This window comes from Treponema denticola (assembly GCF_024181645.1).
GTDB lineage: Bacteria > Spirochaetota > Spirochaetia > Treponematales > Treponemataceae > Treponema_B > Treponema_B denticola_A.
The window spans coordinates 570,687-593,869 of record NZ_CP058624.1 but is presented as its reverse complement, the minus strand read 5'-3'; the positions used below and the strand labels follow the sequence as shown (position 1 = coordinate 593,869).

The 23,183-nt window shown below is 41.1% G+C and carries 19 protein-coding genes and 1 pseudogene; 6 read left to right on the top strand and 14 right to left on the bottom strand.

Going from position 1 to position 23,183, the window contains the following annotated elements; all coding sequences use genetic code 11:
* Positions 1–6 precede the first annotated feature (6 nt).
* Positions 7–1,338, bottom strand: coding sequence for a thymidine phosphorylase (locus HO345_RS02770; protein WP_253683716.1), 1,332 nt, complete (start codon positions 1,336–1,338; stop codon positions 7–9).
* Positions 1,339–1,484: 146 nt separating this feature from the next.
* On the opposite strand from HO345_RS02770, the gene HO345_RS02765 reads away from it, so the two are divergent.
* A complete protein-coding gene (locus HO345_RS02765) occupies positions 1,485–2,903 on the top strand; it encodes a PALP domain-containing protein (RefSeq protein WP_253683715.1) in 1,419 nt (472 codons plus the stop codon).
* A gap of 31 nt (positions 2,904–2,934) precedes the next feature.
* Here the strand turns inward: HO345_RS02765 and HO345_RS02760 are convergent, their stop codons facing one another.
* Together HO345_RS02760 and HO345_RS02755 are read right to left on the bottom strand one after the other, a co-directional pair.
* The gene (locus tag HO345_RS02760; RefSeq protein WP_253683714.1) at positions 2,935–3,441 is read right to left on the bottom strand and encodes a deoxycytidylate deaminase; all 507 of its coding nucleotides are present in this window, start codon (positions 3,439–3,441) and stop codon (positions 2,935–2,937) included.
* A gap of 124 nt (positions 3,442–3,565) precedes the next feature.
* Positions 3,566–4,753, bottom strand: a complete 1,188-nt coding sequence (locus HO345_RS02755; protein ID WP_010697822.1) for a glycine C-acetyltransferase — start codon at positions 4,751–4,753, stop codon at positions 3,566–3,568.
* A gap of 138 nt (positions 4,754–4,891) precedes the next feature.
* Between HO345_RS02755 and HO345_RS02750 the strand changes: the two genes are divergently transcribed.
* Positions 4,892–5,602, top strand: coding sequence for an RluA family pseudouridine synthase (locus HO345_RS02750; RefSeq protein ID WP_253683713.1), 711 nt, complete (start codon positions 4,892–4,894; stop codon positions 5,600–5,602).
* 1 nt (position 5,603) lies between these two features.
* Here HO345_RS02750 and HO345_RS02745 read toward each other — a convergent pair whose 3' ends face one another.
* The 4 genes from HO345_RS02745 to megL all read right to left on the bottom strand — a co-directional run bounded on the left by HO345_RS02745 (position 5,604) and on the right by megL (position 11,693).
* The gene (locus HO345_RS02745) at positions 5,604–6,368 is read right to left on the bottom strand and encodes an Rpn family recombination-promoting nuclease/putative transposase (RefSeq protein WP_253683712.1); all 765 of its coding nucleotides are present in this window, start codon (positions 6,366–6,368) and stop codon (positions 5,604–5,606) included.
* Between the two features lie 10 nt (positions 6,369–6,378).
* Positions 6,379–6,624: a hypothetical protein gene (locus HO345_RS02740; protein WP_253683711.1), complete on the bottom strand. Its 246-nt coding sequence runs from the start codon at positions 6,622–6,624 to the stop codon at positions 6,379–6,381.
* Positions 6,625–6,805: 181 nt separating this feature from the next.
* On the bottom strand, positions 6,806–10,411 hold the full coding sequence (nifJ, locus tag HO345_RS02735) for a pyruvate:ferredoxin (flavodoxin) oxidoreductase (RefSeq protein ID WP_253683710.1): 3,606 nt from the start codon (positions 10,409–10,411) through the stop codon (positions 6,806–6,808).
* Positions 10,412–10,487: 76 nt separating this feature from the next.
* A complete protein-coding gene (megL, locus tag HO345_RS02730) occupies positions 10,488–11,693 on the bottom strand; it encodes a methionine gamma-lyase (RefSeq protein WP_010695434.1) in 1,206 nt (401 codons plus the stop codon).
* Between the two features lie 121 nt (positions 11,694–11,814).
* On the opposite strand from megL, the pseudogene HO345_RS02725 reads away from it, so the two are divergent.
* Positions 11,815–12,742, top strand: a pseudogene (locus HO345_RS02725) (DMT family transporter).
* 68 nt (positions 12,743–12,810) lie between these two features.
* On the opposite strand, the gene HO345_RS02720 reads toward HO345_RS02725, so the two are convergent.
* Positions 12,811–13,047, bottom strand: a complete 237-nt coding sequence (locus HO345_RS02720; RefSeq protein WP_253683708.1) for a hypothetical protein — start codon at positions 13,045–13,047, stop codon at positions 12,811–12,813.
* A gap of 221 nt (positions 13,048–13,268) precedes the next feature.
* On the opposite strand from HO345_RS02720, the gene HO345_RS02715 reads away from it, so the two are divergent.
* The 3 genes from HO345_RS02715 to HO345_RS02705 all read left to right on the top strand — a co-directional run bounded on the left by HO345_RS02715 (position 13,269) and on the right by HO345_RS02705 (position 17,181).
* Positions 13,269–14,561, top strand: coding sequence for a Na+/H+ antiporter family protein (locus tag HO345_RS02715; RefSeq protein WP_253683707.1), 1,293 nt, complete (start codon positions 13,269–13,271; stop codon positions 14,559–14,561).
* Positions 14,562–14,693: 132 nt separating this feature from the next.
* Positions 14,694–15,473 (top strand): Nif3-like dinuclear metal center hexameric protein, encoded by a 780-nt coding sequence (locus HO345_RS02710; protein WP_253683706.1) that lies wholly within the window; start codon positions 14,694–14,696, stop codon positions 15,471–15,473.
* A gap of 31 nt (positions 15,474–15,504) precedes the next feature.
* The gene (locus tag HO345_RS02705) at positions 15,505–17,181 is read left to right on the top strand and encodes an ATP-grasp domain-containing protein (protein ID WP_253683705.1); all 1,677 of its coding nucleotides are present in this window, start codon (positions 15,505–15,507) and stop codon (positions 17,179–17,181) included.
* Positions 17,182–17,304: 123 nt separating this feature from the next.
* Here HO345_RS02705 and HO345_RS02700 read toward each other — a convergent pair whose 3' ends face one another.
* The 6 genes from HO345_RS02700 to HO345_RS02675 all read right to left on the bottom strand — a co-directional run bounded on the left by HO345_RS02700 (position 17,305) and on the right by HO345_RS02675 (position 23,170).
* Complete coding sequence (locus HO345_RS02700) at positions 17,305–18,612, bottom strand: right-handed parallel beta-helix repeat-containing protein (protein ID WP_253683704.1); 1,308 nt, start codon at positions 18,610–18,612, stop codon at positions 17,305–17,307.
* Positions 18,613–18,627: 15 nt separating this feature from the next.
* The gene (locus tag HO345_RS02695) at positions 18,628–19,227 is read right to left on the bottom strand and encodes a hypothetical protein (protein ID WP_253683703.1); all 600 of its coding nucleotides are present in this window, start codon (positions 19,225–19,227) and stop codon (positions 18,628–18,630) included.
* 169 nt (positions 19,228–19,396) lie between these two features.
* Positions 19,397–20,596 carry a galactokinase gene (locus HO345_RS02690; protein WP_253683702.1) on the bottom strand — a complete coding sequence of 400 codons (1,200 nt, stop codon included), beginning with the start codon at positions 20,594–20,596 and terminating at the stop codon, positions 19,397–19,399.
* A 76-nt stretch (positions 20,597–20,672) separates the two neighbouring features.
* Positions 20,673–20,849, bottom strand: a complete 177-nt coding sequence (locus HO345_RS02685) for a hypothetical protein (protein ID WP_044957728.1) — start codon at positions 20,847–20,849, stop codon at positions 20,673–20,675.
* Positions 20,850–21,449, bottom strand: a complete 600-nt coding sequence (locus tag HO345_RS02680; RefSeq protein ID WP_253683701.1) for a methyltransferase domain-containing protein — start codon at positions 21,447–21,449, stop codon at positions 20,850–20,852. It lies immediately after the preceding gene.
* Positions 21,450–21,466: 17 nt separating this feature from the next.
* Positions 21,467–23,170, bottom strand: coding sequence for a galactose/methyl galactoside ABC transporter permease MglC (locus HO345_RS02675; protein ID WP_253683700.1), 1,704 nt, complete (start codon positions 23,168–23,170; stop codon positions 21,467–21,469).
* Positions 23,171–23,183 lie beyond the last annotated feature (13 nt).

Below are 23,183 nucleotides of genomic sequence, written 5' to 3'. Positions count from 1 at the left end.
TTGGATTTAAAGTTCTTCTTGTTTGATAATTTTAAAAATAAGCTTATCTTTTTGCGGAGCCTTATCGGAATATTTTATAGCGTTTTTCAATAAAGGCATCGAAGCGGAAACCGAAGCCGAATCCTTTCCATAGACCCTCATTATAAGGTCTCCTTTTTTTACGGAATCGCCCTTGTGTTTTAAAATTTCAACTCCGGCATCGGGGCATACGGGATCTGTGGTTTTATTTCTTCCGACTCCAAGGTTTACACCGGCCATACCGACCTCAAAAGCATTAATGCTTTCGATAAAGCCGTCCTTTTCAGCCCTCAATTCTTCAAAGAATTTGCTGCGGCGGGTTTTATATTCCGCCATAAGGGTCTTGGGATTGCCTCCCTGAAGTTCTATATTTTTTATAAAAAGATCCAAGGCCTTGCCTGAGCTTACAGCTTCTTTTGCAAGAGAAAGCCCCTCTTCTTCCGTCCTAGCCTTGCCTCCAAGAACGAGCATGTGGGCGGCCAGCTGCAAGGTAAGCTCAGTACTGTCCGCGGGGCCTTGTCCTTTTAAAATATCTATCGTTTCTTCTATTTCCAAAAAGTTTCCGGCCATTGTACCGAGGGGTTCATTCATATCGGTTATAAGAGCCCGCGCCTTTTTTCCCATTGCCTTAGCCGTACCTACAAGGCTTACCGCCAAGTCTTCCGCATCGCTCAAGGTTTTCATAAAGGCACCCTTTCCGCATTTTACATCGAAAACGAGGGCTTCGGAACCTTCTGCAACTTTTTTTGAAAGGATACTTGAAGTTATAAGAGGAACGGATTCGACTGTGGCCGTAACATCCCGCATCGCATATAAAAGGCGGTCTGCAGGAACGATTTCCTTTGTCTGGCCCGTCATAGCAAAGCCTGTTTTTGATATAAAGTTTCTAAATTCGGCTTCGGTCAAGTCGGTGCGGTAGCCCGTAACTGCTTCAAGCTTATCGAGAGTTCCTCCCGTATGTCCAAGGGCCCGGCCGCTCATCATAGGAACCTTAACACCGTTTGCCGCAACAATGGGAGCAAGAGGAAGCGAGAGCTTATCCCCTACCCCTCCGGTAGAATGTTTATCGACAAATGGGCCTTCAAGGCTTGAAAGATCCATCACCTTTCCGGAATGAAGCATAACATCCGTAAGAATAGCCGTTTCCTCAAAGGTCATTCCGTTAAAATACACGGCCATAAGCCATGCCGAAATCTGATATTCGGGAATTTCGCCCCTTACATAAGAATTTACAATAAATTCTATCTCTTCGCGGTTTAAGGGTTCTATAGACTGCCCCTTTATTCCGCGTTTTTTCATAATAATATCCGTTGCTCTCATGTGTTACCTCTCATTTTTGATATTAGTATGAAAGAACATAAATGTCAAGTCTAAAATTTGATTGAACTTGATAATTGACAATGAATGATTTATATTGTAGAATACAAAATGTGAAAAATCTATGTAAAACTTGTGGATAAGTAGTGATGAAATTTTATGATATAACAAATAAAAATGTTCAAGTTTCTTTTAAAGAAGCAGTGCTAAAAGGTTTTAATTCTGAAACGGGCGGAATTTTTATGCCGGCGGAACTCGGAAAAATAAGCCCGGCAATGATTTATAAAAATCCTCCGTCGTCTTTTAGAGATATATGTTTTGAAATTATAAAAAGTTTTTGCGGCGATGAAATTCCCGAAAACGAGCTAATGTCGATAATAGCTCAATTTTATCCTCACAGACTCCCGATAAACCCGATAGCACCTACAACCTATATTTTAGAGCTTTTTCATGGGCCAACCTGCAACTATAAAGACATAGGAGCAGGCTTTTTAGCCTATCTTTTAGAGTACTTTAATAAAGATGAAGACAGAGAAATTAACCTCATTGTACCGGCCTCCGGCGAAAGAGCTTGTGCAATTGCATCAGCTGTTTCCCAAGTAAAAGGTGTTAAAGCCCTTCTTTTATACCCTAAGGATTCATTAACGGAAATACAGGAAAACATCCTTTCTTCAATACCTAAAAACATTTACACAATTTGTGTGGACGGATCCTTTAAAGATTGTGAAAATATTGTGGATAAAGCACTTAAAGACGAAGATTTACTAAAAAAGCTAAAACTTGTCTCAGGAGGAGCCCTAAACATAGCCCCTCTTTTACCTCAAATTGCTTTTTTTGTCTATGCGGCCTTAACCGTATTATACCGCAGTGATTACGACAACAAAATTGAAAATCCTTCACTCATAGCTTCAATACCGTCAGGAAGTTTTTCAGCCCTTACCGCAGCTCTGATTGCAAAAAAAATGGGAACACCGATCAATGGGCTTATTTCGGCCGAAAATGAAAATCATGCTCTTTCGGATTGGCTCACAGTTGAAGATTTCGAAAAAAGACCGGCTGTAAAAACCAATACGCCGGCTCTGGATATTCCTAATGCAATCAACTTTAAGCGGATGCTTCAAATTTACGATTTTGAAGAACTCAAAAAACAAATCATTCCTTATTGGCTTGACGATGTTGGAACAATATCTTCCGTAAGAACATGTAATGAAAGAACAGGCTATATAATAGATCCTTACGGTGCTATGGCTTGGACAGCCTGGCAGGATGTCTATAATGGGGCACTTAATTCATTAAAGAGAAAAACATCGGAACATGATGAAGCCCCGGGAATTCCTTTAAAATATGCAAATATTGAAACATGGGCATCTTCAATTCACAAAAACAGTATGGTGGGAATAGTTTTACAAACCTCTCATCCTGCAAAGTTTCCGGAAATTATGAAACCGGCCATTGGAAGGCCGCCGTCTTTACCGGATAGGCTTGAAAGTTTACAATACAGGCCTTTAAAAGCGGTTAATATCCCGCCCGATTACTCAATGTTTAAAGAATGGGCTCTGTCCCACTAGAAGCCTAAAACTCAAACGAATCGCAATTTCTCTATTGTCCCTTATATTCTTCTAAAGAGTCGGAAATATGCTCTAGGATTATACCGGCTTTTTTAAACATTTCTATTGTGTCGGCCGAGTCATGATAGCGTTTTTCTGCTACAACTCTTACAATCCCGCAGTTTATGATGAGCATGGCACAGGTTCGGCAGGGAGTCATCTTGCAGTAAAGAGTTGCTCCGTCAATGCTGATTCCCCGCTTTGCTGCCTGACAGATGGCGTTTTGTTCCGCATGGACGGTTCGCACGCAGTGCTGGGTAATGCTTCCGTCTTCATGCTGAACTTTTTTAAATTGGTGTCCTACATCATCGCAGTGAGGAAGGCCGGTAGGAGCTCCTACATAACCGGTAACAAGAATCTGGTGATCGCGGGCAATAACACAGCCTGATCTTCCGCGGTCGCAGGTTGCCCGCTTTGCAATAGCCCGGCAAACATCCATAAAATATTCGTCCCATGAAGGGCGGCTATATTTTTCTTCGTTACTCTTTGTTTCTACCATAAATCACCTTCCTTATCTACAAAATTCAAAGAAAGCACCGGTTTGATATTTTCAAATCGGTGCTTTTTATCTTAAAAAACAGGATTAAGGACATCTCTAAAAACTGAAGTTTTTAGAGGTTTCCTTAAATGATTCCCATTTCTTTGCCGACTTTTTCACAGATTTTTACAGCTCTGTCAAGCTGTTCCGTAGTGTGGCCGGCAGTAACCATACATCGGACTCGGCCTGTTCCCTTGGGAACTGTGGGGAATACGATGGGGCCTGAGAATAAGCCGTTTTCAAAAAGCTTTTTCGAGAATTCCAAGGTCTTGGCTTCATCTCCGATAATAATCGGGGTAATCGGCGTTTCGCTGTGACCGATATTGTAGCCTAGCTTTCCTAGTCCCTCTTTAAAATGTTTGGCATTTGCCCAAAGTTTGTCCGTATATTCCGTTGATTCCATGAGCATCTTAACGGCTTCAATAGCGGCTCCTACGGCTGCAGGAGGAAGGCCGGTTGAGAATAAGAAGGGGCGGCCCCTGTTTTTAAGCCAGTCGATAGTTACTTTTTTTCCTGCAACATAACCGCCTACAACACCGATAGCCTTTGAAAGGGTTCCCATTGCAACATCAACTCGGCCGTGAAGCTTAAAGTGGTCTACGGTTCCGCGTCCGCTTTCTCCTAAAACACCGCTTGAGTGAGCATCGTCGACATAAGTAAGACAATTGTATTTTTCTGCAAGAGCAACGATTTCGGGGAGCTTAGCAATATCTCCGTCCATTGAAAAAACGCCGTCGGTTATAATCAAAACATTGTTGTAGTTATTTCTTTTTTCTTTTAAAACTCTTTCAAGGTCGGCCATATCGGAGTGCTGGAAGACTGCCTTATCGGCCTTTGAAAGACGGGTACCGTCGATGATTGAAGCGTGGTTCAGCTGATCGGAAATGATTAGGTCTCCCTTATCCGTAAGAGCCTGAATAACGCCTGCATTACAGTTAAAACCTGACTGGAAAGCTAAAACGGCCTCCTCTCTTTTAAATTCGGCTAAGAGTTTTTCCAAGTCATCATGAATCTTCATGTTACCGATGATGGGACGTACGGCTCCGGCTCCGGCTCCGTATTTTTCGATAGCCTCAATAGCGGCCTTTTTAAGCCTTGGATGATTTGCAAAGCCTAAATAGTTGTTGGATGAAAGGTTAATAACCTTTTTTCCGTTAATAATACATTCAGCATCGCTCGGCCCTTCAAGCGTAACAAGCTCTTTGTACAAGCCCTGCTCTTTTAATTCTTGAACTTTTTTTTGTAAAAACTCCATATCATGGATATTCGACATAGTTTCCCCCTAATAAAATGTTTAAAATTCTTAAAGATAAGTGGACTTTAAGATAAAGATATTATTTATCTTTTTAGCGATATTGTCAAGAGCCGTAAAGTATTGTATAATCCCGCCTGCAATGTTTGGGATTTTAAAATGCACAATGAGATAAGAATTTTATTTGAGGACAATTTTTTTGCGGTAGTTTTAAAAAACTGCGGGGATAATTCTCAAGTCTTTTTTAAAAAGACCTTTAGCGAAAAAAAATATGCCGAGGCAGTAAACCGATTGGATAAGCCTGTAAGCGGTTTAGTTCTCATAGCTTTTTCCCCTGCAATGCACACAAAGCTAAATAATCTTTTTAAAGAAAAAAAGGTAAAAAAAGAATATTGGGCAATCTGTAAAAAAATAGAAGAATTAAAATCGGCGGCCGATTCAGGAATAAACAGCATCGCTCCCGTTCTTTATAAAAAAGAATTTTGCGAAAATTATCTTGAATTCAATACCAAGCTGCAAAAAGCTTTTGTAACGGAATCAAGGCAAAGAGGGAAAAAAGCGTCGCTTTATTGGCAGCTTGCAGGGATTGGCGATAACTATAATTTTTTACGCATCTTCCCCGAAACAGGACGAACCCATCAAATCCGTATCCAGCTTTCTCATTTGGGGATACCCATAAAGGGAGACATCAAATACGGCTTTGAGCGCACTGAAAAATCGGGCGGAATCAGGCTCCATGCCCACTCCCTAAAATTCGAACATCCCGAAACTAAAAAGCAAATAGAAGTTTCCGCCCTTCCCCCGTCTCCCGACCCTCTATGGTCAGCCTGCACCGAAGCCTGCTTAAAAGCAAAAGAGCTTGAAGAGTAAATTAGAGTTTTTCAATTTCAGATTCGGGAAGACCAGTTATTTCTTTAATTAAAGCTATATTAAAATTCTTTAATTTCATAAGCTTTGCTGTGTCTATGGCTTTGCGGTAAATTCCTTTTTCTATAGCATCCATCTCAAAGGTAGACATTAATCTATATTCTTGTCTTGCTTGTTCGTTATTTTTTATTGTTTGTACCATTTCTTCTATCTCCTTTGTAAATTCACTCTTCGCTTTACCTGTTTTAAGATATTCTAAAAATTCTTTTAAATCATTGTCTTTAGTGTTATTAAAAGCCTCTGCATTTATTATAACCTTTCGTGTGCCGTCTTGTAAAGGGGTGTTTTTGTCTTCTATACAAAGATTTTCAAAGGTATACATAGGCTTATTTTTGCCTACAGCATCAAAAGTGCAAATAAAAATTATAAAACTATCGTTTAAGCTATTATAGGAAATGCCTTTGTCCAAAAAAGAAATATCTATGGCAGCTTGGTAAAACCGCATTCGTTTTGGAATATTGAGTTCATTGCTGGTCTGCATTTCTACATCATAAAATTTACCGTTTTCTGCCTGTACCAGAATATCAAGCCTTACGGATTTTGCCTGTTCATAATTTTTAATATTATGCTGTACAGAAATATACGAAATTTTGCCTATTGTATCAAATAATATCATTTCAATAAGCCTTTTGCATAGTTTTGGATTTTGCATAGCTTTACAAAACATAAAATCGTCTGTAAATGTTAAATCTTCAAATTTTTTTACCATTTGTGTTCTCCTAATTTTTTCCATTCCCCTCATAAAAACTTTTTGCAGCAAATATCAGAGCCTTTCGGCTCTGTTCTGTAAGGAAATTTTTCATCGTATCCACTAAAGCGGATAGCGAATCAATTTGCGAAAAAAGTTTTTTCCGTGCTTTTGCAACAAAGTGAAAAAGCACATATAATAATGCGACGTTTGCCGAAAGGCAAACTCGGCAGATAAACAGTGAGGCTGAATTCCTGCCGAACTGTTTATCATACATCCTCATTATATTTATAGTTATTATTTGAAAAAAAGAGTAAATTTTCAAAAAGATTTTATGGTTTTTATTTAAAAGACAGTAAAGCTAAAATAAGCTTTACAAAAACAATCAAAATATCAAAAAAAAGCGGGCATCCGATTCCTATAGGAAAAGGATGCCCGCCTGTCAGCTAATTTCAAAATTAATTACTCAACATTTTATACCTACTATACCTCTCCTTAGCATCCTCCTCTGCGTGCTTAAATAAGACTTCCGCAACATCGGGGAAGGTCTTTTTAAGCGAGGTGTAGCGGACTTCGGAGTTGATAAAGTCTTGGAATGAAGCGGTCGGCTCCTTGCTGTCAAGCTGGAAGGGATTTTTGCCCTCGGCTTTTAAGCGGGGATCAAAGCGGTATAGGTGCCAATAACCGGCTTCAACAGCCTTTTTCTCCTGCTCGACACTTCTGCTCATTCCTGAGCGGAGTCCGTGGTTGATACAGGGAGCATAACAGATAACAATAGAAGGTCCGTCATAGCTTTCGGCTTCTTTTACAGCCTTTACAAATTGGCTCATATTGGAGCCTATGGCAACCTGAGCTACATAGACATAGCCGTAGGTCATAAGCATTGCACCCAAATCCTTTTTGCGGATTCGCTTTCCGCCTGCCGCAAATTTGGCAACGGCTGCCGTCGGTGTAGATTTTGAAGACTGACCTCCGGTATTGGAATAAACTTCCGTATCGAATACTAGGATATTAAAGTCTTCGCCCGAGGCCATGGTGTGGTCAAGACCGCCATAACCGATGTCGTAAGCCCATCCGTCTCCTCCGAATGACCAGACGCTCTTTTTGACGATAAAGTCTTTCAGCTTGTAGATATATTCCAAGAGCCTGTCAGCTTCAATATTTCCCGTATCATATTTGAAGGTATGGCTTTCGGGAACCGGAAGATAATCGGCGGCATCGGTATTCTTTACGGCCGTATTTCTAGGCGCCTGATGAGCATCAAAGATAGCCTTAATCTTATCGCAGGTTAAGGTATTGGCTTCAACATCTTTTTTGTTTTCAATCCATTCTTTAAAAAGAGGAGTAAAATCTGTTCCTACATTGAGCTCAATAAATTTTTTCATATAGTCTTCGGCCTGTTCCCTCAACTTACGGGTGCCGAGGGCCATTCCGTAGCCGTAGTTTGCATTATCCTCAAAAAGGGAGCTTGCCCAAGTCGGGCCCTTTCCTTTTTCGTTATAGGTAAAGCCGGCAGTGGGATAAGAGCCGCCCCATATTGAAGAACAACCGGAAGCGTTTGCTATCATCATGCGGTCTCCGAAAAGACGGGTAACAAGGGTTGCATAGGCAGTTTCGCCGCAGCCTGCACAAGCTCCGTGGAATTCCAAGAGAGGCTGTTTAAACTGGCTTCCTTTAACGGAGAACTGATCCATAAGACCATGCTTTGTAGAAATATTGTCAACTGCATAATCCCAGTTTTTGCTTTGAGCTTCTTCTTCGGCCAAGGGCTTCATAACAAGGGCCTTATTCTTTGCAGGACAAATATTTGCACAGTTTGAACAGCCCGTACAATCCATAACCGAAACCTGCATCCTGTACTCAAGCCCCTCAAGTCCCTTTCCGTTGGCCTTTATAGTTTCAAAACCTTCAGGTTTAGCAGCCCTTTCTTTTTCATTAAGAAGGAAGGGGCGGATTGTAGCATGAGGACATACAAAAGAACACTGGTTACACTGAATACAATTTTCCTTTATCCAATGCGGAACTTCAACTGCAACACCACGCTTTTCGTATCGGCTGGTACAGTTAGGCATTCGGCCGTCTTCAACACCTTTAAAGGTGCTCACCTTTAGAGCATCGCCTTCCTGTCTGTTAATAGGGATAAGTACATTGCGTACGTATGGCGGAAGATGAGAATTGCAAACCTGTGAATCCTCCGCATTTGCCCAAGCGGCAGGAACGGCAACATTGTGAAGAGAACTTACGCCCTTTTCGACTGCTGCATAGTTCATATTTACTATGTCTTCACCTTTTTTACCGTAATCCCTGACTATGGATTTTTTTAGACTTTCAACGGCTTCTTCAATGGGAATAATTTCTGCAAGCTTAAAGAAGGCAGACTGCATAATCATATTGATTCTTCCGCCGAGACCGATTTCCTGAGCAATACCTGTAGCATTGATTGTATAAAATTTTATCTCATTTTTTGCAATAAAACGCTTCATTTCTCCCGGAAGGTTGGCTTCCAATTCTTCATCAGACCAGAGGCAGTTAAGCAGGAATGTTCCGCCTTTTTTTAAGCCCTTCAATAAATCATATTGATGAACATAGGACTGCTTTGAACAGGAAATAAAGTCGGCATCGCTTATAAGGTATGTGGATTTTATCGGCTGTTTTCCGAAGCGGAGGTGAGAAATGGTTACACCTCCCGATTTTTTACTGTCATAAGCAAAATAGGCTTGGGCATACATACCCGTGCTGTCACCGATAATCTTGATAGCACTCTTATTTGCTCCGACGGTTCCGTCAGAGCCGAATCCCCAGAATTTACATCTGATTGTTCCTGCGGGTTCGGTCTTAATTTCCTCCAAAACGGGGAGGCTCAAATTTGTTATATCGTCTTCGATTCCTACGGTAAAATTGTTTTTGGGAGCATCGGCTTTAAGATTGTTGAATACTGATTTTACCATTGAGGGAGTCGTATCCTTAGAAGCAAGCCCGTATCTTCCGCCCACTATCAGAGGTTTATTGGGCACATCAATGTATGCACCCAGTATGTCTAAATGGAGAGGTTCGTAAAGAGCACCCTTCTCTTTTGTCCTATCAAGAACGGCAATCTTTTTAACCGTCTTGGGCATTACATCAAAAAGGTATTTGGGCGAGAAAGGACGGTAAAGTCTTACCTTTATAAGGCCAACCTTTTCTCCCTTGGAAACAAGATAGTCAACGGTTTCTTCGGCCGTCTCGGTTATAGAACCCATAGCTATGATTACGCGTTCGGCATCGGGAGCTCCATGATAGTCGAAAGGGCGATAAGTTCTTCCCGTCAAGGCCGAGATCTGCTTCATATAATCGGCAACTATTTCTACAACATCGGTATAGAATTTATTGGAAGCTTCTGCCGCCTGAAAATAAACATCGGGGTTTTGGGCTGTTCCCTTGGTAAATGGATGCTCCGGATTCATTGCCGTGGTACGCCAATCGTTTAAGGCCTTCCAATCAAGCATCTTTGCAAAATCTTCATACTCGATAAGCTCGACATTTTGAAGTTCATGGCTGGTTCTAAAGCCGTCAAAGAAGTGGAGGAAGGGGACTCGGCCCTTTATCGCTGCAAGGTGGGCAATACCGCCGAGGTCGATAATTTCCTGTACCGAACCTGAGGCGAGCATACCGAAACCCGTTTGGCGGCAAGCCATAACGTCCTGATGATCGCCGAAAATAGAAAGGGCGTGAGCCGAAAGAGCTCTCGCCGACACATGTAAAACACCCGGTAAAAGCTCACCGGACATCTTATACATGTTGGGTATCATAAGTAAAAGTCCCTGACTGGCCGTAAAGCTTGAAGCTAAGGCTCCGGCAGAAAGGGCTCCGTGCATTGAACCTGCAGCGCCCGCCTCGGACTCCAGTTCCGAAACAAGAACGGTCTGACCGAAAATGTTTTTTCTTCCGTTGGCTGCCCATGAGTCAACAAGCTCGGCCATATCTGAAGAGGGTGTAATCGGATAAATGGCGGCTACATCGGTAAAGGCATAGGCCACATAAGAAGCCGCATTATTACCGGTCATTGTTTGAGTTTTCTTTTGCATACTCTTTTTTCTCCATAATTTTTAACGAATGAACACCTCTAAAATCCAGCAAAGTTTTTAGAGGTGTTCTTAAGATTTATTTAACAAGTTTATCCAAGGCTTGTTTTAAATCGGCAATAATGTCTTCCGCATCTTCAAGACCGACAGAAAGACGAACCAAACCTTCGGCAATATCCGAAGCGGCTCTTTCTTCCGGAGTATACGGAGAGTGGGTCATACTTGCAGGATGCTGAATAAGGGTTTCGGCATCGCCTAAGCTTACTGCAATGGTTGCAAATTTAACCGAGTTTATAAGAGTTTTACCGGCTTCCAATCCGCCCTTAACGGTAAAGGCAATCATAGCTCCGCAAAGCTTCATCTGTTTTTTTGCAAGCTCATATTGCGGGAAGGATTTAAGACCGGGGAAGGCGATGGACTCAACTGCCGGATGTTTTTCCAAGAATTCTGCAACTTTTTGAGCATTGGCGCAGTGCTTTTCCATTCGGATATCGAGGGTCTTCATGCCTCGGCCTATTAGGTAGGCTTCAAAGGGCCCCAATGTAGAACCGGTCATATCCTTAACACCTACAAAGCGTACCTGATCGATGAATTCTTTTTTTCCGACAACAAAACCTGCAATAACGTCTCCATGGCCGTTTAGGTATTTTGTTGCAGAATGAAGAACAACGTCTGCACCTAAATCAAGAGGGCGCTGAAGATAAGGGGTCATATAAGTATTATCTACTATAACCTTACATTCGGGATTATGAGCATGGGCAATCTTACTTACCGCTGCAATGTCACAAAGATACATGTTCGGGTTGGCCGGTGTTTCCAAATAAACGATTTTTGTATTCGGTTTTAAAGCTTTTTTAACATTTTCAGGATCCCGCGTATCAACGAAGGTTACATCAACTCCGAAGCGTGATAGACCATGATTTAAAAATGCAAAAGTACAGCCGTAAAGAGTTTTTCCGGCAACGATATGATCTCCTGCATTTACGATTGACCAAATGCATGAGGTAACGGCACCTATACCGGAGCTTGCAGACATACATGCTTCCCCGTTTTCAAGGCAGGCAAGTTTTTCTTCAACAACCGTAGTCGTAGGATTGCCTAAGCGGGTGTAGATATAGCCTTCTTCCTCTAAAGCAAATCTGCGGCCTCCTTGTTCTGCCGAATCAAACGAAAATGTTGAAGTTTGATAAATAGGTGTTGCTAAAGCACCGTACTTGTTCTTAATGCTTCCTGCGTGAATCTGCTTTGAAGCAAATCCCAACTTTTCCAAATCTTTTCTATTCATATCTTCCTCCAAATAAAAGATACATATACATGAGTTTCAAAATACTCATACTTGATTTAATTATTGCCTTATTGTATCATAGCCTTAGATAAAAGTCCATATTAAAAATTAGGAAGAAATTATGTCCAATAAAATAAAATCATACTTATTTGCTGCTATTGCCATTGTTTGTTTTGCTTCATCTTTTCCGTTTTCACGCTTTGCTTTAACGCATTTCGGCTCGGGAGCTTTAGGTTTTTTAAGATGTGTTTTAGCAAGTATTTTTCTTTTAATTATAGGAAAATTTAATAATTTACGTCCTCCTTTCAAAATAAAACATATAGGTCTTTTTTTTATATCCGGAGCTCTCGGCTTCGGTCTATATCTTATGGTCTTTAACATGGGCCTTAAAACAATTACGGCTGCAACCTCAAGCATTATAATTGCAACAACCCCTATAATGACCGCCGTAGCAGCTTCGATAATTTATGATGAAAAGATAAGCAAAGCAGGCTGCATTTCTATTTTGACGGCTTTTTGCGGAGTTATAATTATTATCTTATGGGAGGGACTTTTATCGGTCGAAATAGGCATTTTATGGACTGTGTCGGCTGCAGTTTCCTTTTGCGGATACAATATTTTAAGCCGAAAACTTACAAAAATGGGCTATACCTCAATAGAAATCGTAACCTACAGTGTGATTTGTGCGGCTATCATTCTATCGCCTTTTTGTGTTGACGGCTATAAGGAACTCTCTTCTGCCGGCTTTAAATACATAGGAAGTCTTTTATGCCTAGGGATTCTTACAAGTGCATTAGGCTACTTTTTCTTTAATAAGGGAATAGAAATTGCCGAAAAAACAAGCGATGTTACAAATTTTCTTTTTTTTAACCCATTGCTTGCAAGTATTTTAGGTTATCTTGCCTTAGGCGAAACCTTAAATGCAGGAGCGGCCATAGGGGGAACAATAATCATAGCGAGTATCATCGTGTTTGCCTTAAAGGGCACCCCGGCTAGGGCAGCCCTTTAAGGGTGGTCCTAACAGGGGAAAAAAAGAAAGCTGTCGATAAGTAAAAAATCCCAAGGTTCAAGTTTTATTTGAACTTTGGGACAATATTTTAATGAAATCTATAAAAACTTATTTTGCTTTTACAGCCTTCCATTCTGGAAAATTCCAAAGAGTCAATCTGAGGCGGAACAGACGGCCTGCCTGACTTACCATATAGACAATTACGGCAATAGTGCCCTTAAAGCCATAAAATCCCATAGGATCGCCTTTTGCTACAAGGATTACACCCATTCTCAGATAAACTACAACAAAGATAAAAAAGGGCAACAGAGCAACACCATTTGGTTTAAACTTAGATTTTTCCATAAAAATCTCCTCCATAAAAGTTTTCCTCAAAATAGACAAGCAACTTAACAGCCTACATATTTTGCATTGATAGATTAACGCATAGGTTATACCGATTGTCAAGAAAATAATATAAATTTGAATACAAAATATAGAAAAAAAGTTGACAGATAAAATATTTCATGCTAATATTTTGGGGCTAGACTGCAATTTTTACGATTGCAAAAAAAACGGAGGTTTATATGATTAATCCTGTAATAGTAGCCGTTATTGTAATGACGGTACTATGTCTTCTCAAAATCAATATTTTGATTGCGATTATGGTTTCCGGCGTTATCGGCGGATTAGTTGGAGGCTTAGGTCTATCTACGACCATAAGCACTCTTATTTCAGGTATGGGAGGCAATGCGGAAACGGCATTATCTTACATTCTTTTGGGTACATTAGCTGCGGCGATAAGTCAGACAAATATTGTAACCTTGCTTGCAGCAAAACTTTCAAAGAGCCTTAAAGCAAAAGGTATTTTGCTTGTTTTGATAATTGCCTTTGTAGGATGTTTTTCACAAAACCTTATCCCAATTCATATTTCATACATTCCGATTTTGATTCCGCCGCTTTTGGTTGTTATGAACTCCATGAAGCTTGATAGAAGGGCTATGGCCTGCGGTCTTACCTTCTCTGTTAAGTGGCCCTATGTTACCTTCCCTGTAGGCTTCGGTCTCATTTTCCATGGAATTATTGCAAATTCAATGACTCAAAACGGAGTTCCCTTTGAAACAACAGAAGTATGGAAAGCGATGTGGATACCCGGTCTTGGTATGCTCTTAGGATTATTCATTGCCGTATTCTTCTCATACAGAAAACCCAGAGAATATAAAAATGTACATCCCGAGATGAATCTTGAACAAAATGTAAAATTTACATCCCGTGAATGGTTTACTCTTTTGGCAATTATTGCAGCCTTTGTAATTCAAATTTTAACAGGTTCAATGCCTCTGGGCGGTCTTGTAGGTATCTTAATCTTAATGCTTACACGCGTTATAAAGGTTAACGAAGTAGACAGCACAATGGCAGAGGGTATAAAACTAATGGGCTTTATCGCCTTTGTTATGCTCGTTGCCGCAGGTTTTGCAGAAGTTATCAAGGCAACAAAGGGTGTTGATTCTCTTGTAGTTTCAAGTGCTAACCTTATAGGAGGAAGCAAACTCCTAGGCGCTATTATAATGCTTTTAATCGGTCTCGGTATTACCATGGGTATTGGAACATCTTTCGGTACAATCCCGATTATTGCAACAATCTATGTTCCGCTCGGTGTAAAGTTAGGTTTCAGCCCTGCCGCTATCGTTTGCTTACTCGGTACAGCCGGAGCCTTGGGAGATGCCGGATCCCCCGCATCAGACTCAACACTTGGACCGACAGCAGGTCTTAACGTAGACGGTCAGCATGACCACATCTGGGACACCTGTGTTCCGACATTCTTGCACTTTAATATTCCGTTAATCATATTCGGAACAATAGCTGCAATGTTCTTGTAAAATTAAAAGCCCCCGTCTAAACCGGCAGGGGCTTTTTTTCTATCTTCAAATCCCATATCAATCTTCTACCCGCCTTGAATTCAAAAAGAATCTAAAGTATAATCTTAAAAAATTTTTTGCGGGGGGATTATAATGAAACTAAAAGAGCTTGATCTTTATTTTACCGAGCTGTTAAACATAGATGCTTTTGCGGCTCAAGATTTATCGCAAAACGGCGTTCAGGTACAAAACAGCGGAAAAGAAATAAAAAAGGTTGCCTTCGCGGTGGATGCCTGTCTTCAATCCATAAAAGAAGCCGCCGAGCGTAAAGCCGACATGCTTTTTGTACACCACGGACTTTTTTGGAGCCGCTCCTTACGGATTATGGGAAATCATTACCATAGAATAAAGGCTCTTTTGGATAATGACATAGTGCTCTATGCCGTTCACCTTCCCCTCGATGCCCATCCCCTTTACGGGAACAACATCGGTCTTGCCCGCCGCCTTGAGCTTGAAAACTTAAAAGAATTCGGCATGTACAGGGGGCTTAACATAGGCTTTTACGGCAGTCTTCCTTTAAAAGAATGTTCCGAAGAAGGCTTGGAAATAGATGAAATTATAAATAAACTTTTTCCCCAAGGGGAAAAACCTGCAAACATCCTTCCTTTCGGGCCTAAAAAAGTTAAAACCATCGGAATTATTTCGGGCGGGGCAGCTTCGGAAATAGATGACGCAATAGCCTTAGGACTTGACCTATACATAACGGGAGAGATTGAACACATTACCTATCACAATGCCCTCGAAAACAGGATAAACGTAATTGCCGGAGGCCATTATCAAACGGAAACTGTAGGCGTTCAGTTGGTTGCAAAAAAGCTTGAACTTGATACAAACCTTGAAACCTGCTTTATAGATATTCCGACAGGCTTTTAAATTTTTAGATTAAGATGAGTTTAACCGGAATATGAAAGAAAATAAAAAGCGTATTTTAATTTTAGGAGCGGGACTCATGCAGGGGCCTGCAATAAGGGCAGCAAAAGAGCTGGGCTGCGAGGTCATCGCCGTAGACGGAAATCCGAATGCGGTTTGTGCAAAAGAAGCCGACAAGTTTTTTCCGATAGATTTAAAAGACATTCCCGCCCTCATAGACCTTGCAAAAAGCTTAAAAGAAAAGGGCCTACACGGAGTCTTTACCGCAGCTACGGACTTTTCCGTATCGGTTGCAGCCGTTGCAGAAAGCTGTTCTCTTCCCGGGCACAGTTTGGAAGCCGCCCGCCGTGCAAGCGACAAGGTTTTAATGAGGGAGTGCTTTGAAAAGCACGGCGTTCCTTCTCCTAAGTTTACCCATATTTTTAAAAACGAAATAGATGAGGCCATTCAAATTTTAAAACAAAAAGCCATCCCCTTCCCTATTACGGTAAAGCCTGCCGACAACATGGGAGCGCGGGGCTGCCGCTTGGTCTATTCCCAAGATGAATTAAGACCAGCCCTAGAAGATGCTGTAAACTTTTCGCGGAGCGGAAAAGCTATAGCCGAAGAGTTCATCGAGGGCGAAGAATTTTCTCTTGAAGCCCTAGTTATAAACGGAGAGATTTTTTTAAACGCCCTCGCTGACAGGCACATTTTTTTTCCGCCCTACTTTGTCGAGATGGGACACACGATTCCCTCGATTAAGAGCAAGGAAGAACGTGATGAGCTTATAAGAGTTTTTTTTCTCGGGATAAAGGCCTTGGGGCTTACAAACGGGGCAGCCAAGGGAGACATTTTTTTACGAAAAGCCGATCCCCAAAAAAACGGCAAACGGACTGCCTGTGTGGGAGAAATCGCCGCCCGCCTTTCAGGAGGCTACATGTCGGGCTGGACGGTTCCCTATTCTTCGGGCTTTGATGTAACTAAGGCTGCCGTCAAAATAGCCTTAGGGGAACCCGTAGATGAACTTCCTAATGGCGAGGCCGCTCGATTTAGTGCTGAACGAGCCGCTCGCTTTAGTGCCGAACGAGCTTGGATTTCGGTACCGGGCATCATAAAAAAAATATACGGGCTTGAAGAAGCAAGAAGCACAAAAAACGTAAAGGATGTTTTGCCCCGCCTTTTTGAAAAAGATGAGGCGGTCTTTCCTAAAAACAATGTAGAAAAATGCGGCAATGTCCTAAGCTCTGCGGAAAGCTATGATGAAGCAGTTAAGGCGAGCATGGAAGCCGTACAAAAAATATTTTTGCGACTTGAAAGAGCAAACAACAAAACAAATCTTTTTTTTGAAAAAACAAATCCTTCGATAGCCGTGCAAGGCAATTATCCTCCGAACTTTTTTAAATTCCCTGAAGATGACAGCACAAAGGAAATTAAAAACAAGACTTTCGATGAGCTATTAAAAAATTCCATTTTAACGGAAGAAGATGAAATTCTTTATCCTTCGTTCTTTAAAGATTTTTTAGATAAAGCCTTTGATGTGCACGGCCTTTCTATTCGGGAAGCAATAAAACAAGCCTTCTTCCTTGAACCGAAGCTAAAAGAAAAAATGCTCAGCCTTCAAAATATAGGAGAACCTTTAAACCCGACTCTTGTTTTGTGGTGGAAGTATTTTATACGCGGCAGCCGCCAGGGGCTAATCTATTATCTTGATACCGAATTAAATGATTAATCGGAACAAGCTCAAAGAATGGTAGATTTTTAATTTCTATGAAGGGCACGGCGGATTTGCCGACCGAGAGGCGGCAAATCCTGTGAAGATACCGTTGTACAGAACGTACAACGGTAAACCGAATTACTTAATCGCTTGCGCTCCGAAACCTTTTACTGCACCGAACAGTTTTACGGCATCATCTTGCGGATATTTGTTTGCAAACATAGACACGTCGGATTGGACTGTCATCGTTTGGTTCATCCCCATTGCACGCCTGAACTCATTGGCAGGAGAATTCGGGTCATAGTCCGTTTTTTCTTTATAAGTAGCATTCAAAAAACCGGCCAAATATGCCTTATTTAACACATTTTTAAGCGAAGCAATATCTTTTAACTCTTCATTGCCTTCTGCACTGTTAAAGCGGTCGAGATCGTCAAAGTCTTTTACCCATACATACTCAAAGGTTCCTAAGCCTGGCAGGGTTACATCCGCCTGTTTATTCATAAAAAAGCGGTTGTTGTCCATAAGAACCTTTCGCCCATTTTCCATTGAAGCGGGGCTATCGATACGGCAGCGGTCTACTGCAGAAAGACAAGACAGCCCAATAATATTGTGGTGTATATTTACCTCAACTTTTGTCATAACGCGGAAACCGTAGCCCATATCTTCAAAAGCATGAGTACGAGGCCAAGTAAACAGTACCGTATTATATGCGAACTCCACCGTTACGGCATTCGGTTTATTTTCTTTTCCCCAGATTTCACAGGCCGCCATTGCATTTGCAGTAAATACGTTATTCAAAATTTTAACATTGCCTGTTCCTCCAAACTGAATGGCAAAATTGGAAGCATTGTTGAATACGCAGTTTTGAATAAGTACATCGCACTTCATTATACTGCCGCCGAATATAGCCTTTTCCGTTGTAATGGATTTTTCATTACCATTCACACCTTGACCCGGCGGTAAAACAAGCATACCGGTTTCTACACCCTGAGGCTTACCCTTTGTGGGATGATACCCGTTTGAAAGGCCTTTATCAAAAATAATACCGTCAATTACGAGTTTTTTACCCTCACCGTTTTTAATGTCGAATTCCATAGCTTTGTTTGCTCTGCCTGTTCCGTTTGAGGAAGCCGGCGGCATAACAAGAGTGCGGTATTTTAAAACATCCCGTTTGGAAAAGTCTTTGGAATATCCGCCGTAAATTTCGACTGCTTTTTGTATCATGATAAAACCCTTGTCTCGAACGCCGTAATAATTACCTTCGGCAACGTAGATTTTATCTCCCGGCTGAACCTTTTCGGCAGCCTTTTCGATGTTCTTAAACGGGGCATCTTTTGTACCCGCATTTCCATTCTTACCGGTTTCTTTTGAAACATAGTACTCCGCAGCTGTTAGGTTTGCTAAAACGAGAGTAGCCAGTAAACAAATTGTAATTGTTTTTTTCATTTTGTAATTTCCTTATTACGGCTCTGTTACATTTCCTTGTGCATCAAGATAGTACACAGGGATAGCAACAACCGGTTCGCGATCGTTTCGCCATTTTGATTGAAGCCCTTTCTGAAGAGGGCTGTAATAATAAGCCTTTGAACTTGCCTCACACTGGGACGTCCAAAAGTCTTTGCTTGTAAATTGAGCTATTTTTTCGGCCTCATCCCGTGATGGGAGCCAACCTCCTCGCGAAATGCAGTACATAACAGCACTATTTTTTACCGTATGCGTTTTAGAACCGTTCGATTCGAATTCTGTTTTTAAGAAAATACTGTTCTCTTTTCCGTCCCCCATACCTGAGGATAGGTTCTTTACACTTAGATGCCGTGAGCTATCAAGATCCCATGGCATCGGCTCAGACGGGGTTCCCATTGCAAGGAACTTCCATGAACCTGCACCTGTATTTTCCCATACGATGGTCTTGTCCCCCACTCTATCACCTACGGAAAGAGACCTTGACGGTCTATCCGGTGAAGCGGCCATTCCCTCCAAAAAAGCACAGCCCGAGAAAAGCAGTACAATCAGTGCAGCTGTGATAAGCACCGCAGCTCTTGTTTTCCTGTTTGTTTTCATTACAATCTCCTTATCAATGTTTTCTTTGAATATGAATTGGATTACCAGTTACACATTCATCACTATACAGTATACCCCGTATCCAGGCAAATTTCAATCTTTCGAGTCAGTTTTGTCAGTTTTTTTGTCTTTTTGGAACTTTTATTTTAAGCTGCGTAAATAGGAACGTTTAAATTGAAATAATAGACACTCCGTCTGAGGCTTGGCAGGCAAAAAATGAAGCGGTAAAGCCGGTTTGTTCCGTGTAGGACTTCCCTACTCTTTCGGCAAATTCTTCAAAGCCGTCTTTGTGTACAATGGCGATAGCACAGCCCGAAAAGCCGGCACCTGTCATTCTGGCACCGATACAGCTTTTTTCTTTTATGGCTGCAAAAAAAAGAGCATCCAGTTCTTTTCCGGTAACTTCATAATCATCTTTTAGCGAAAGATGGGATTGGTTTAAGGAAGCGCCTAAAAGTTTTAAGTCCTTATTTTTTAATGCTTCCGCACTCCGCCTTACCCTATCCATCTCGGTAACGCAATGCCTTACCCTGCGGAAAATTTGTTCTCCCAAATTGGAAGTCAAATCTTGTTCCAATTTTTCAAAATCGGAAACGCTTATATCGCATAAAAAATCTATGTCCCTTTCTTTTTGTAAAAAGGCAAGAGCTTTTTCGCATTCTTCCTTTCTTTCATTATATTTTGATTCCGTCAATTTACGGGGTTTATTGGAATTCATGATTACAATTCGGTAGGGCTCGGTTTCGAGAGGAATGTACTCATAGTCCAAGGAAGATGTGTCTAAAAGAAGGGCTTGATTTTTTTTACCCATCGCTATTGCAAACTGATCCATAATTCCGGACTTGAGACCTAAGAAATCGTTTTCGACACGCCGGCCTGTCTTTGCAAGCTCAATGCCGTCAAGCTCAAAACCGAAGGCATGAGAAATAATTTTACCGAAACAAAGTTCCAAGGCGGCCGAAGAAGAAATGCCGCTCCCTTGCGGAATGTCACTTGTAATTAAAAGCTCAAACCCAGTATCGGCCTTCAAGCCCCTTTCTTTTAAAAACAAAAACATTCCGTTTAAATAGTTTGCAAAATCATTTTCTTTATCAAAACCTAAATTTCCGTCAAGCTCAAATTCAAAGACTTTTTCCGCCTTCATCGAACGGTAAAGTATTTTTTTATCCTTTCTTTTTCGCAGAGCAATTCTCAGATATAAATTAACGGCGGCAGGCAGCACAAGGCCTCCGTTATAATCTATGTGTTCACCTATTATATTTATCCGTGCAGGAGAGACTGCAAAAATAATTTTTTCTTCCGAATTACCGTAAAAAGAAATGAAGGCATCTTTTAAGGCCTCTAAGGCTGTATCTTGTTTTAAGTTCAAAGTCTCCCTCCTCAGGCCCAAAGCCTTTCTAAGTATTTAATAATTCTATATTAAAAAAAACGCTTTGTCGATAGGTTTAGATTTTTACTCCTGCGTAAATAAGGCTGCTTTGAATGTAGGTTTTTATTTCCAAGCCATGGCCCCATTTTTTTGCGTATTCGTCTGAAACTTCTTTAGAACTTATGCTGATATTGATAAAGCCGATTTTTTCAAAGGCTGCTTTTATCTGCTCCGCAGACCAAGCTCCTCCCACTCAGGTCTTTACCATGTTGGGATCGGAAACCCATTCTTCAGGCAGAGCCTTTTTTAGAGTAATGTCCGAAATAGCAACTCGCCCCCCTTTGCGGAGACAACGGTATATTTCGGAGTAAACTCTGTATTTATCTGTCGATAAATTTATCACACAATTACTCATGATAAGATCTATGGACTTATCGGGAAGCGGGATATTTTCAATTTCACCAAGAATAAATTCACAATTTGTAAAGCCGTTTTTTAAAGCTATTTCCGAAGCTCGGCGGATCATAGTTTCAGAGCCGTCAAGACCAAGAACCTTTCCATTGTTACCCACTGCCTTTGATGCTATAAAACAGTCAAGACCTCGTCCGCAACCTAAATCAAGAACCGTTTCGTTTAAGCGTGGTTTGGCAGCTTCTTGCGGATTGCCGCAGCCAAGCCCTAAGTCTGCTTCTTTAGGGATTCCGGCCAGGTCTTGAGCGGCATAGCCTATTGAGGCAGTTATCTTTTCAGCCTCTCCGTTTACCGAAAGGTTTTCCTTGGCCAAATTTTCATAGTGCTCTTTTACAGCATACTTAATTGCATTTTTATTGTAATTATTTTTATCGTCACTCATTCAAATTACTATAAGCCCTATTTTTTCTTTAGATATTTTACGCTGTCCAAGGCAACGGCGGCAATGATGATAAAGCCCTTAAATACAAATTGCAAGTTGGTGTCTATGCCTAAAAAGGTCAGACAGTAGGTAAGGCTTGTAAAGATAATAACGCCTATTACTGCACCGCTTATTTTTCCTATACCTCCGTTAAAGGAGATGCCTCCGACTACGCAGGCGGCAATAGCATCAAGTTCATAGCCTTGTCCCGTTCCTGCACTTGCATTAGCCCTAAAGGCTTCGAGGAAGGAACCTACTCCGTAAAATACTCCGGCCATAATAAAAACGCCCATCGTAACCTTAAAAACGCTTATACCGCTGACGGCGGCAGCTTCAGAGTTTCCTCCTACGGCATACATATTTTTTCCGAATACGGTCTTATTCCAAATAAACCATGCTATTACAATCGCAATTAAGGCGGGAATTATGAGCTTAGGAAGAGTAATCATCTCATTATTCACAATTCCTAAAATCCACCGTCCGCCGAGCAAGTCCTTTACCTCATTATCGATTGAACCAACGGGAGTTCCGCTCGTACCGAAAAATAAAAGACCGTAGATAATTAACTGGGTCGCAAGGGTTGAAATAAAGGGATGAATCTTAAGCCGAGCCGAAAAAACGCCGGCAAATGCACTAAATAAAACACAAAGCAATATAGAAAGCCCAAGCGAAAGAATCAAGCGCCAAACCATGGGCATGGCCGTAAAATCCCAAGGGCCGAGACCGAAAAAGGTTACTATGTTAAGCCCCGGATGTAAAATCAAACCTGTAATAACCGAACCGAGAGCAACCATTCTTCCTATACTCAAGTCCGTACCTGCCAAAAGAATAAGCCCTGCAACGCCGAGAGCATAAAACATTCTGGTGGAAGCCTGCTCCAAAATCGTAAAGATATTGGGAAGGGAAAGAAGATTTCCGTTTCCCGATATGGGGGCTACAATTATACAGACAATGAAGAAAACCAAAATTGCAAGATAAAGACCGTTACTCAATAAGAAACTTGAAAGCTTAAACTTGTAAATATAATCCTTAAAATTTAAAACCATATTTTCTTTAAGATTTGTTCTTCCGTTTCTTAAAGAAATATTTTTTTGAACATGGTCTATGTAGGCTTGATTTTTTGCTTCTTTAGAGGCGGCAACGGCATCCCTGTATTTGTTCTTTGCCTCGGCAAAAGAAGAATTAAGCTGAAACTTTAAAACATTGAGACTGCGGTTAAGCTCGGCAGAATCCTTTGTTTCAGCAAACTCGTCATAGGCTTCTTTTTTTGCAGCTTCGTTTTCCTGCAGAATAGAAACTTTTTGATTTTCATAATCAATCTTGTACTGTTTTTGCTTTTGATTTTCAGACTTTATAAAATCTTTTATATTATCGTTAAAGAGCTTATTGGAATAGGCAACAGCCTCGGCCGCAAGTTTTTTTTCAGCATCCTTGTTTTCAAGAGCTATCTTCTTTGCTTCTTCAATTTCTTTTTTGTATTCTTCAATATAAGAGGCCTTTACTGAATCGTCTATCAGACGGTTTTTTTTAAGAGCATAGATATGATTTTTTAAAGAAGCTATCTTATCGACCCCGTCCTTACGGAGCTCGTGAAGAGCCTTGCCGTACTCGGCAAGTTTTTCATCTTCGTTAAAAAAACTAAAGTCTACCAAATCTACCTTTTCATTATTTTTATTTTCCATACAACATACTCCT